The sequence below is a fragment of the Stappia albiluteola genome, from assembly GCF_014050225.1.
GTDB lineage: Bacteria > Pseudomonadota > Alphaproteobacteria > Rhizobiales > Stappiaceae > Hongsoonwoonella > Hongsoonwoonella albiluteola.
This window is the reverse complement of the sequence record NZ_JACFXV010000053.1, coordinates 42,040-54,112: the sequence shown is the minus strand read 5'-3', so window position 1 is coordinate 54,112 and position 12,073 is coordinate 42,040. Positions and strand designations below refer to the sequence as shown.

The 12,073-nt window shown below is 64.0% G+C and carries 8 protein-coding genes; 4 read left to right on the top strand and 4 right to left on the bottom strand.

Going from position 1 to position 12,073, the window contains the following annotated elements; genetic code table 11:
• The first annotated feature begins 15 nt into the window (after positions 1-15).
• Complete coding sequence (locus H2509_RS10615) at positions 16-978, top strand: 2-hydroxyacid dehydrogenase (protein ID WP_182165027.1); 963 nt, start codon at positions 16-18, stop codon at positions 976-978.
• Positions 979-990: 12 nt separating this feature from the next.
• Here H2509_RS10615 and H2509_RS10610 read toward each other — a convergent pair whose 3' ends face one another.
• On the bottom strand, positions 991-3,258 hold the full coding sequence (locus H2509_RS10610) for a heavy metal translocating P-type ATPase (RefSeq protein WP_235974859.1): 2,268 nt from the start codon (positions 3,256-3,258) through the stop codon (positions 991-993).
• A 332-nt stretch (positions 3,259-3,590) separates the two neighbouring features.
• Here H2509_RS10610 and hemA point away from each other — a divergent pair, with 332 nt between their 5' ends.
• Together hemA and H2509_RS10600 are read left to right on the top strand one after the other, a co-directional pair.
• Positions 3,591-4,808 (top strand): 5-aminolevulinate synthase, encoded by a 1,218-nt coding sequence (hemA, locus tag H2509_RS10605; RefSeq protein ID WP_182165025.1) that lies wholly within the window; start codon positions 3,591-3,593, stop codon positions 4,806-4,808.
• A gap of 19 nt (positions 4,809-4,827) precedes the next feature.
• Positions 4,828-6,105, top strand: a complete 1,278-nt coding sequence (locus tag H2509_RS10600; protein ID WP_182165023.1) for a glycerate kinase type-2 family protein — start codon at positions 4,828-4,830, stop codon at positions 6,103-6,105.
• 420 nt (positions 6,106-6,525) lie between these two features.
• Here H2509_RS10600 and H2509_RS10595 read toward each other — a convergent pair whose 3' ends face one another.
• The 3 genes from H2509_RS10595 to fabI are packed head-to-tail and all read right to left on the bottom strand — an operon-like array spanning position 6,526 to position 9,689.
• Entirely contained in the window at positions 6,526-7,470 is a 945-nt protein-coding gene (locus tag H2509_RS10595; RefSeq protein WP_182165021.1) for a DUF2950 family protein, read from the bottom strand.
• Positions 7,471-7,494: 24 nt separating this feature from the next.
• Positions 7,495-8,862, bottom strand: coding sequence for a DUF3300 domain-containing protein (locus H2509_RS10590; RefSeq protein WP_182165019.1), 1,368 nt, complete (start codon positions 8,860-8,862; stop codon positions 7,495-7,497).
• Between the two features lie 35 nt (positions 8,863-8,897).
• Positions 8,898-9,689, bottom strand: a complete 792-nt coding sequence (fabI, locus tag H2509_RS10585; protein ID WP_182165017.1) for an enoyl-ACP reductase FabI — start codon at positions 9,687-9,689, stop codon at positions 8,898-8,900.
• Positions 9,690-9,819: 130 nt separating this feature from the next.
• On the opposite strand from fabI, the gene H2509_RS10580 reads away from it, so the two are divergent.
• Positions 9,820-12,066 (top strand): DUF3141 domain-containing protein, encoded by a 2,247-nt coding sequence (locus tag H2509_RS10580; RefSeq protein ID WP_328805048.1) that lies wholly within the window; start codon positions 9,820-9,822, stop codon positions 12,064-12,066.
• Positions 12,067-12,073 lie beyond the last annotated feature (7 nt).

The window sequence follows — 12,073 nt, the reverse complement described above, 5'->3', positions numbered from 1 at the left end:
CAGAGGAACGAACTCATGAAACCTGACCTGCTTCTGGTCGGCAACGCGACACCGCGGATGCTTGAAGCGATGACCGGCGCCTTCACCTTGCACAGGCTAAAGGAAATCGGCGATCTGGAGGCCTTTCTGACCGAAAAGGGCGAAGCGATCGTTGCCGTCGCGACAAACGGTCACGACGGTCTGAAGCCGGAGATCATGGCCCGGTTGCCGAATCTGAAGATCATCTCCTGCTTCGGCGTCGGCTATGACGCCATCGACGCGAACGCGGCTGCCGCCCGCGGCGTCATGGTTACCCATACTCCGGACGTGCTGAACGCCGATGTCGCCAATACGGCCATCATGCTGATGCTGGCCGTCAGTCGGCGCGTCGTCGTGGACGACGCCTATGTGCGCGCCGGCCGCTGGCCGAAGGAGGGCGCTGCGCCCCTGCGCCAGTCGATCGAGGGCAAGCGCGTCGGCATCCTCGGTCTTGGCCGCATCGGCGAGACGATCGCCCGCAAGCTCGCCGCCTTTGACTGCGAGATCGTCTATCATACCCGCAACAGGAAGCCGGACACGCCGTACCGCTACTATGGCAACCTCGTCGACATGGCGAAGGACGTCGACTTCCTGGTGGTGATCACGCCGGGCGGCGCGGCGACCCGCCATCTCGTCAACCGCGCCGTGATCGATGCTCTCGGGCCGGAAGGCACGCTGGTCAACGTAGGTCGCGGATCGGTGGTCGACGAAGCGGAACTGGTCGCCGCGCTGAAGGATGGCAGGCTTGGGGCTGCCGGCCTCGACGTCTTCGAGGATGAGCCGCGCGTTCCGGAAGCGCTCTTTGCCATGGAAAATGTCGTGCTGCTGCCGCATGTGGGCAGCGCCACGGTGGAAACCCGTCGCGCCATGGGCGACCTGACGGTGGAGAACCTGCTGCGCTTCTTTGCCGATGGCAAGGCGGTGACGCCGGTTCCCGAATGCAAGGGCCTTCAGGCCTGAAGGCAGAAAAGATCACTCGGCTTCCAGCGACCGGTAGATTTCCTCTTCCTGGGCGAAGTGGAGCCGGGTGATCGCCTCGAGACCGTAGAGCAGCCTCAGGATCTCGCTGCGTTGTCCGTCCGCCGGGCCTTCCGCTGGAAGGGCTTTGCGCAGCACCGAAAGCCGGTGCACCATCCGTTGCATTTCCATGTGCGTGCGGCTCATGCCCGACAGCACGTTGGCATTGCCGGACCGCTTCCGGATTCGGGCATAAATTTCCTCGTCATCATGCTTTTCGTGCGGCAGCAGGCGTGAACGCAACTGGTCTTCGAGGCCGGCCAGCTTCGGTCCGATTTCTTCGTCAGCCGCTGCCGCGAGACCATCCGCCGTTGCACGGATCGCGTCCACCACATCCGCCAGTTCCTGATGCTCTGCCTCAAGGCCCGCGAGGTCCCGGGCCTTGATTTTCGGGCTGCGGAAATGGTTGAGCAGGGGCTCGCCGAGCGCCCGCAATGCGTTCAGGATCACCGCGACGTCGATAGCTTCCTGCAGGAGGGCGCCCTGGACCGGCGTGAGGTAACCGGCTGCGGCGAACCCCATCGCCACGACGGATAGCCCGATGCCGGCCAGTACGCTTTGCAGGGCGATCGCGCGGGAGCGTGCTGCGATCTTCAGCGCCGTGACGAGGCGGTCCAACCGGTCGATCAGGATGACGGCATCTGCCGCTTCCGAAGAGGCTGCCGCACCGCGCGCGCCCATGGCGACGCCGATGTCGGCGGCGGCGAGCGCGGGCGCGTCGTTCACCCCGTCGCCGACCATGAGCACGCGTGCGGTCCTCCTTTCCCGCTCGACGATCGTTGTCTTGTCCTCCGGTCTCAGTTCGGCTGCGACGTCGTCGACGCCGATGAAGGAGGCGATGCCATCTGCGATATCCGCCCGGTCGCCGGTGGCAAGGACGATGCGTTCCACGCCCGCATCCCGCAACTGGCGCAGCACCGTTCCGATCTCCGGCCGCACCTCGTCGGCAAGGAGCAATGCCCCGGCGATCCGCCCGTCCACGGCGACCACAGCGGCAACGCCGCCGTCATGGCCCAGCGATCCTCGAATCTCCTCAAGCGCTTCTGGCGAAACTCCCTGGTTCCGGATGAAGTCGAGCCCTCCAACCGCCACGTCGCGACCGGCCACACGGCCGCGAATTCCTGCACCGGACACTTCCCGGACATCCGAGGGTGTATCGAGTGTCAGCCCACGTTCGCGTGCGGCGTCCACCAGGGCTTCGGCGACCACATGCGGCGAGCCCTGGTCGAGCGAGGCGGCCAGGCGCAGCAGGTCGAGGGGAGGGATGTTGCCGAATGTCCTGATTTCGGTGAGGCGCGGGCGCCCGTCGGTCACCGTGCCCGTCTTGTCGAGCAGGACAGTGCCGACATTGGCGAGCCGCTCCAGCGCGCCGCCGCCCTTGACGAGGATGCCGCGCCGGGCACAACGCGACACGCCGGAAATCACGGCGACCGGCACGCCGAGGATCAGCGGGCAGGGGGTCGCGACCACAAGCACGGCCAGCGCCCGCACGGGGTCGCCGCTGAATATCCATGCGCCGCCGGCAATCGCGAGGGTAAGAGCCAGAAAAACCAGTGCATAGCGGTCGGCAAGGCGCGCCATGGGCGACCTCGCGGCTTGCGCGGCCTCGACAAGGCGGATGATGCCGGCATAGGTGCTTTGCGCGGCGCTGCTGGTTGCCAGCAGGTCGAAGGCATCGCCCGCATTGGTGCTGCCGCTCATCACCGCAGTGCCCTTGCGGCGGCGCACCGGCAGCGCCTCGCCGGTCAGCGCGGACTGGTCGAGCACGGCGGTGCCGTCCGCAACCTTGCCGTCCACGGGGACGACCTCGCCCCGGCGCACCAGCACGCGGTCGCCGGGGGCAATCCGGTCCAGATCCACATCCTCAAGGAGACCGTCCGCGTAGCGCGTTGCCTTGCGCGGTACGCGGGAAAGCAGGGCGGTCATTTCCCGCCGCGCCCTTTGCTGCGCGAAAGTCTCCAGCGCTTCGCCGCCGGTGAACATCAGTGCGATGATGATGCCGGCAAGGTTCTCGCCAAGCGCCAGCGCGCCCGCCATGGCAAGGGCCGCCACAAGGTCGAGGCCGAAATCGCCGCGCAACAGGCTCGTTGCGATATCGAAAAGGAGCACCAGGAGCACCAGAGCCGTTCCAGCGGCCCAGATCCATTGCGCCTGTTCCGGCAGCCCGGTCAGCCTGGCAAGACCGCCGCCGCACAGGCAAAGCGCCACGGTAGGCAGAAGCATTCGGCGGAGGCTCTCTTCCCACGATGCCATCACGCTTTTTTGCACGACCTCAGCCAACAGACTCACCCTGCCGTTGCAATCTCTCCCGTTTCGACCTTATCCCCTTGTAGCGCTTTCCAGAAAGCCGAAGGTAAGGGTTTCCCGCAGGGTGACAAATTGCCTCGCCAAATTGGCGGCCAAATGCGCGGAATTCTTCAATTTCCGCTTTGTCGAGAAGCATGTAGAGGTTATCTACCGGACGGTGATACTCTTGTAATCACTCTCGCGAACTTGACTGTCTGCGCCACGGCGTAGACAAGCTGCGTCAAGCAGAAAGGAGCAAAGGCGCCGAGATGGATATGAACACCTTCTTCAAGAATGCGATCGACGGTCTGAAGGAAGCGGGCAACTACCGCGTCTTCTGTGATCTCGAGCGCAAGTCCGGCGCCTTTCCGCGTGCGCTTCGCCATCGGGCCGACGGCAGCACGCAGGATGTGACCGTCTGGTGTTCGAACGACTATCTCGGCATGGGCCAGCATCCGGTCGTGACGGCAGCCATGAAGGAGGCGATCGACCGTTGCGGCGCGGGTGCCGGCGGCACGCGCAACATTTCCGGCACCAATCACTATCATGTGGAGCTGGAGCGCGAACTCGCCGATCTGCACGGCAAGGAATCGGCGCTGATCTTCACGTCGGGCTATGTGTCCAACTGGGCGGCTCTCGGCACGCTAGCCTCGAAGATTCCGAGCATCATCGTCTATTCGGATGCGCTGAACCATGCTTCCATGATCGAGGGCATCCGCCATGCCCGCTGCGAGAAGCGCATCTTCAAGCACAATTCGCCGGAAGATCTCCGCCGGCAGATGGCGGCCGACGATCCCTCGCGGCCGAAGCTTGTTGCCTTCGAGAGCGTCTATTCGATGGACGGCGATATCGCCCCGATCGCCGAGTTCTGCGATGTCGCCGATGAATTCGGCGCCATGACCTATCTCGACGAAGTTCACGCGGTCGGCCTTTACGGCTCGCGCGGTGGCGGCGTCGCCGAACGCGAAGGTGTCATGGACCGCCTGACCGTGATCGAGGGTACCCTCGGCAAGGCCTATGGCGTGATGGGCGGCTACATCGCTGCGTCCAGCCTGCTTTGCGACTTCGTCCGGTCTTTTGCCTCCGGCTTCATCTTCACTACCGCTCTTCCGCCATCCCTTGCCGCAGGGGCTGCGGCCTCCATCCGGCATTTGAAGGCAAGCGAATTGGAGCGGGCCAAGCAGCGCCGCAATGTTGAGAAGCTGCGCGCCAGACTCGACGCGCACGGCATCCCGCATCTGCCGAATCCTAGCCATATCGTGCCGGTGATGGTGAAGAATGCGGCCAAGTGCAAGTTCCTGTCGGACCTGTTGCTCGACAACTACGGCATCTACGTCCAGCCGATCAATTACCCGACCGTGCCGGTCGGTACGGAGCGGCTGCGCTTCACGCCGACGCCACTGCATACGGACGCGGATATCGACCATCTTGTCGGCGCGCTGAACGACCTGTGGTCGCGTTGCGCCCTGGCCCGCGAGGTGGCCTGAGCCTGATCAAGGGCAGGCAATGTCTTTCGAGGGAAATCCGACCGAGTTCTTGAAGGGACTTTTCGCCCGCGCCGTTGAAGTCGCGGACCCGATGCTTTGCGTCCCGGCTGCCCTTCCGCGGAGGCCGGAGGGCAGGGTGCTGGTCATCGGCGCAGGCAAGGCCTCGGCGCGCATGGCTGAAGCCGTCGAGTCCGTCTGGGGACCGCAAGAAGGCCTCGTCATTACCCGCGACGGATATGCCCGCCCGTGCCGGGGTATCGAGATCATCGAGGCCTCGCATCCGGTACCGGACGAGCGCGGGCTTGCCGCGACGGCGCGCATGCTCGATCTCGTCTCCGGCCTCGGTGAGGGGGATTTCGTACTGGCGCTGATTTCCGGCGGTGCCTCGGCTCTCCTCGTGCAACCCGCCGGCGACATAACCCTCGCAGAAAAGAAGGCGATCAATTCCGCGCTGCTGTCCTCCGGCGCGCCGATCGACGAGATGAACAAGGTGCGCAAGCACCTGAGCAGGGTGAAGGGAGGTCAGCTTGCCGCGGCTAGCCATCCGGCGGATATGCTCGCGCTGATGATCTCCGATGTGCCGGGCGACGATCCCGCCTTCATCGGTTCGGGCCCGACTGTTGGAGATTCGACCAGCGTTGCGGAAGCGGTCGGGATCCTCGACCGGCTGAAGATCGATCTGCCGTCCTCCGTGCGCGATGTACTCGCTTCTGGTGGCGGCGGCGTGTTGCCCCCCGGCGCCGAAAAGCTGTCCAGGGTCGAAAACCGCGTGATCGCGGCGCCTTCCCAGTCGCTGGAAGCGGCGGCCGAACTGGCGCGCTCCGCCAGTGTCGAACCGCGCATTCTGGGGGACGCCATAGAAGGCGAGGCGAGGGAAGTCGCCCGCGAGCAGGCGGCATTCGCCCTTCGCATCCGCGATAGCCTGAAGCGCGGTGACCGACCCGTGCTGCTTCTGTCGGGTGGCGAATGCACTGTCACGCGGCGCGGCGACGGTATCGGTGGACCCAATGCGGAATTCGCCCTGGCATTGGCTCTTGCGCTTGATGGCGAAGTGGGCATTTCGGCAATCGCCTGCGATACGGACGGCGTCGATGGTGCCGCCGATGTCGCCGGCGCTGTCATCGATCCCACGACGCTTGCCAGAGCCCGGCACCTTGGCCTCGATCCCGCCGACTATCTCGCCCGCAATGACAGCCATAGTTTCTTTGCAGCACTTGGCGATCAGGTGGTGCCGGGACCGACGCTGACCAATGTGAACGACTTCCGGGCGATCCTCATTCAGCCGGCCGAGGAATAGGATGCGCCGGGCGGGGGCTTGCCCTCGTCATGATGGAGCCGCGCTGACGCGCGAACGATGTCTGGATCCCGGCTCTCGCGATGCGCTTATGCCCACGCGGGTCGGGATGAGGGGAGAGTGGGGCGAGGGCTTTCCACACACTCTGTCATGCCCACGCAGGTGGGCATCCAGTAACCGCTGACGCCGGAGATTTAGCCGCTGACTCAGGTGTTTACTGGATCCCCGGTCGAGCCGGGGATGACACCCGGGTGTGTGGCAAGCGTCCGCCTCTGCGCCGTCATCCCGGCCGAGTGAGGCGAAGCCGAGCGATGACCCGGGATTCGGAAATCAGGGTGGGCGCAAGCCCGCACTCTATTCAAACAATGACACGCTCCCCGCGAACGCTGCCCGGCTACCGCCGTCGCGATCGTCAGCCGCCCCTCAGTCCCCGGCTATGCTCCAGTTGTCGCCCGGATTAAACCGGTCGATATATTTCACGATCTCCTCGGTCGCCGGTCCAAGGTCGGCTTCGTAAACGATGCCGTGCTGGTTCACCATGAAGGTATTGACGCCGGTTTCGGCATATTTCACGGGCCAGGCGATAAGGCCGAAACCGGCGATCATGTTGCCGTTGATTACGTAGTCGTAGGCACCGCCGGCCACGTTGTCGCCCTGTCCCTTCAGGATCTTGTAGCGATAGCCGAAATAGCCGTCGCCGGCCTTGGCCTTGTCGAGCGCCGCCTGATCCACGAAGTCGCCTGCCGGACTTCCTTCGCCTTCCCAGTAGAGCCCGTCCTGCTGGCCCTCGCTCGAGATCAGCAACTGGGCGTATTCGTTGACGCCGTCGGCGTCGTGGTCTGCGTCGGCGTAGTCGTTCTGCGCGTCCACATAGGCGCGCATCGTGTCAATTGCCTCCAGCTCGTTCTCGCCGACCCGGCGATTGATGATCTCCTCGAAGCCGGTGAACGTGTCGAAGAACCACTTGTCGTCGTCGCCCTTGGCGATCGGGAAGGGCAGGGGCCACAGCTTCTCGCCGATCTCGACGATCTTGCGGTCGCCCTCGTCCTCGACGACCACAAGCTTCGCGGCGCCCTCGCGGATCTGCTCGTAGCTGTTCATGGTGTCGTCGTTGGCCCTGATCTTCGCCGGGTCCAGGCCGAGAATCCGCGAAAGGCGGTCGATATCGTTATCGGCGAGCGCTTTCTTGAAAGCGTCGACTGCGGCCTCGGGCGTATCGAACGCCAGCGGCTCCTCCTTGGAAGCGAAGCTTGCGATACCTTCCTCCTCCTGGGCGAAGGCGGAAACCGGATTGAAACCGAGGGCAGCGGCCAGAATTGCCGTGCCGATGACCGAGCCGAGCAACGCCTTGTAAAGGGTCGTAGTCATGATCCTTGTTCCTCCGCCCGATCCTTACCTGCGGCGCCCGCCGCCACGGCCACCGCCGCCATGTTTCGGCCTGCCGCCGCCGCGATGGCCGCCGCCCATGCTCCTGCCGCCGCGCTGCGAGGAGATCTTCTGCTTCTTGCCATGGCTGACATGCCCGAGGCCTGAAGCCTTCTTCGGCCGATTGTCGGCCCTGGCGGCCGGCTTCTTCTTGCCGGCGGGCCGCGTCGCCGCCTTCTTCTTGCTGCCGGCCGGCCGTTGTGCGGCAGCGGGCCTTTGCGCCTGACGTTGTCCTGCCGAAGGCCGTTGCCCCGCTCCGGGCTTCGCCGCCGGCCTCTGGCCGGCATTGGGCCGCTGCGGCGTCTTCAGGCCCTCAAGGGTGCTCGCTCGGATATCGGACGGCCGGTTCTTGCCGCCGGGACGGGTGGTCGGGCCGTCGCGTCGGATATCCTGCGCTTTCTTGCGAAAGCTGTTGTCGGTATTCGCCTTGATCTGGTTCTTGATGGTTCCGCGATCGACATTCTTCAGCTGGTCGCGGTCGAAATTGATCTTGCTGCGGTCGACATTCCTCCAGTCGACATCGTTCAGGTTCACCTTGCCACGGAAATTGTTGTTGAAGCAGTTGTTGCAGTCGATATCGACATTGCCGCCGCGCCAGCCGCCGCCCCACACGCCCCAGTCGTTCCAGTCGACGGCGGCTGCCCATATCACCCCGGTCACGGCCGCGGCGAAGAATGTCGCCGACGGCCAGTAATAGCTCGGGTACGGTTCGGGATAGTAGGTGATCGGTGCTGGAGCGTAATTCGGCTCATAGAGCATTTCCGGCGGATATTGCGGGACGTAGACCGTCTCCTTCTCGACCGGCTGGATGACGATGTTGTCGTTGTCCTGCGTCACCGTCATCTTGTCGTCGGTCTTGATGATCCCCTTCGCGACCGCTTCCTCGCGCAACTGCTGTATGGCGATCAGCACGTCCTTCTGCTGGTTGACGATCGCGTTGCCCAGGGCCTGCGTCCACTCCAGGTCGTCGCTCATCATCTTGACGATCTGCGGATAGTTCAGGAGCGAGATCACGCTGCCGTCCCAACTGTCCTTGGGCTTCAGGCTCTTGTCCTTCTCGTAGTCGGCGAGAAAGCGCGCCGCCTCGACGATCTGGAGGGGGTAGAGGGAGGCAGCGGAGATCACCGCCACCAGTTCGTCGGGATAGAGCGCAATGCGCGCCACCAGCACCTCAAGCTCGTCCTCGGTCAGCGGCGGCGCGGAATCGTCAGCCGTTGCTGCCGGGTCGGCTGCCGCGGACTGTTGTTGCGCCAGCGCGGGCAGGGCGGTCAGCGTCGCCGGCGGGGCAGCGATGCAGGCTGCGAGGATGAGGCGCCATACAGTGGACTTCGGCATCGTCTTTCCTCCAGGGCGGCTTGTTCCCGACGGGGTCAGCCCATGATGTGGTAGCCGCCATCGATATAGACCGTGTTGCCGGTGATCAGCCGCGCGGCATCGGTAGCCAGATACGCGGTCGCGATGCCGACATCCTCGATGCCGACCAGCGATCGGGTCGGCGCGGTGGCCGCTGCCTCGTTCAGCAGGTCGTCGAAATGGGAAAGCCCGGACGCCGCCCGCGTCTTCAGCGGCCCGGGCGAGATGGCGTGCACCCGGATGCCTTTCGGCCCGAGTTCGGCGGCAAGATAGCGAGCGGTGGCTTCCAGCGCCGCCTTCACCGGGCCCATCATGTTGTAGTTGGCGACGACGCGTTCGGCGCCGAAATAGCTCATCGTAAAAAGGGTGCCGCCGCGCGTCATCAGCGGTTCCGCGAGCTTCGCCATGCGGATGAAGGAATGGCAGGAGACATTCATTGCCGTCAGGAAGCCGTCGCGCGAGCAATCGACCACGCGTCCGTGCAGGTCTTCCTTCGGTGCGAAGGCAATGGAATGCAGCACGAAATCAAGCCCGCCCCAGCGTGCTTCGATTACCTTGAACACCGCTTCGAGTTGACCCTCCTCAAGCACGTTCAGCGGCTCGAAGATCGTCGCGCCGAGCTCTTTGGCGAGCGGTTCGACGTGCGGCTTTGCCTTGTCGTTATAATAGGTGAGTGCCAGTTCCGCGCCCAGCACGCGAAACGCCCTGGCGCAGCCATAGGCAATCGACTGGTCATTGGCGATGCCGACAACCAGCCCCCGTTTACCGGACAACGTACGGCTAGCCTCGCTGAACGGATCCGTTTCCATCTGAGTGCCTTTGGTGAGTGATACTTAAGTAAAATTTCCACTTCGTCGCGGCATTGACTTTTATCAAAGATAGACTGATCCGTTATTCTATTCTCTCACGTGGGGAGCTCGCTGCGAAAAGGAGTATTACATGCATCCCGCAGCTACGGAACTCCAATCCTATATATTTGATTCAATGCAACGATCCGTCCTGTACATGGACGTGTTGCGGCGGCGCGGCAATCAGTTCATCGATCACTACCGGGCGGGAAAGCCACCGGTTCTGGTGTTCGACCACGAGGTGATCGTGGACGGGACTTCGCTGGAGCGTCCTTGCAATTACATGCTGCTGCGCATCAAGCCGGAGGCGGGTGAAAAGACCGATCCTACCAAACGGCCCTATGTGGTCTTCGACCCGCGCGCCGGCCACGGGCCGGGCATCGGCGGCTCGAAGGAAAAGAGTCAGGTCGGCGTCGCACTTCGCGCCGGCCATCCGGTCTATTTCGTCGCCTTCCGCCCCAAGCCGGTGCCTGGCCAGACCCTGCGCGACGTCGCCCTCGCCGAAAAGCTCTTTCTCGACAAAGTGGCCGAGCTTCACCCCGACGCGGAGGCGAAGCCCGCGATCGTAGGCAATTGCCAGGCCGGGTGGGCGATCATGATCCTGTCCGCGCTGGCGCCCGACCAGGCCTCCGTCATCAGCATCGCCGGCTCGCCGCTGTCCTATTGGGCAGGCAAGGAGGGCAAGGACCCGATGCGCTATTTCGGCGGGCTGACCGGCGGCAACTGGCTGGCCGCGCTTGCCGCCGATCTGGGGGGCGGCATCTTCGACGGCGCCAATCTGGTCTCCAATTTCGAATTCCTGAACCCGGCCAACGCGCTGATCGGCAAGCCCTATAACCTCTATTCCAAGGTCGACACGGAAGCCGACCGCTATCTCGGTTTCGAGCGCTGGTGGAGCGGCCATTTCCTGCTGACCCGCGACGAGATCCTCGAACTCACGTCCGAACTCTTCATCGGCAACAAGCTGACGCGCGGCCGCCTCGTCGACCGCAGCGGCGATCCGGTGGACTTGCGCGAGATCCGTGCGCCGATCGTCGTCATCGCCAGCGAGGGCGACAACATCACGCCGCCGCCGCAGGCGCTGAACTGGATCCTCGATCTCTATGACGACGTGGAGGAGATCCGCGCCAACGAGCAGACGATCGTCTACACGGTCAACCGCTCCGTCGGCCATCTGGGCATCTTCGTGTCCGGCAAGGTGGCCGTGAAGGAGCATGCCGAATTCGTCAGTTCCATCGAGCTGATCGAAACCCTGCCGCCTGGCCTCTTCGAGATGGTGATCGAGGAGATAGAGCCGGAAGGCGGCGTCACGCCCGGTGCTCCGGCCTATGTCGCCCGTTTCGAAGCACGCACGCTTGACGACATCCGTGCTTATGACGATGGCCGCGACGACGAGAAGCCTTTCGAGGTCGTCGCCCAAATGTCGGAAGTGAACGAGGGCCTTTACGAGACTTTCGTCAGTCCGTGGCTGAAACCGTTCGCCAATGAAGGCATGGCCGAGATGCAGCGCTTCTTCCATCCCCAGCGCCAGCGATACCTTTGGTGTTCGGACGTTAATCCCTTCATGGCCGGTATCGAGGTTGCGGCGAACGCCATCCGCGAAAAGCGCGAGGAGGCGGAGCCGGATAATGTCTACCGCCGCACCGAAGACCTGATCATGCGCTCCAGCGAAGCCTTCCTGGAGAAGATGACGGCGCAGCGCGACCTGATGCTGGAGCAGGTGTTCAAAGGCATCTGGACCAATCCGCTGGTTGTCGCGCTCTCCGGGCAGGCAGCAAGCTATGCCGACAGCCGCAAGCCGCGCGCTTCCAAACGCAAGGAAATCGAGGAACTTCGCGATCTGAAGCTTGCCGCGATCGAGAAGCGTTGCCAGCAGGGCTCGTTCCGTCAGGCGGTCATGCGCGTCATCTATGCCTCGATCCGCGAGACCGGGCGCGTCGATGCGCGCGGCTATGCGGCCGCCCAGGAGATCTGGAAGAGCCATCCGCGCTTTGACGGAATATCCTGGGCGGAATTGAAAACCGAAGCGCGTGAGGCCGCGCTCATGGTCTCGCACGACGTCGACAAGGCGCTCGAAAGCCTGCCCATGCTGCTGGAAACACGCCAGGAACGCGAGGAGGCCGTCGCCCTGTTGCGCCGGCTCGCCGAATGGCGGCCGGATGTTGCTCTGGACGTGAAGGAGCTGATGGCCCGCGTGGAGAAGATCCTCGGCATGGAAGCGCCCGATGGGCCGCGCCGGATCGCGGCGCGCGGCGCCAAACCCGTCGCGGTTATGCCGCATGCTCCCAAGGCAGGATCGCTTGCGGCCCGCAAGCCGACCTCGCGCAGCAAGCATTAGAACGCAA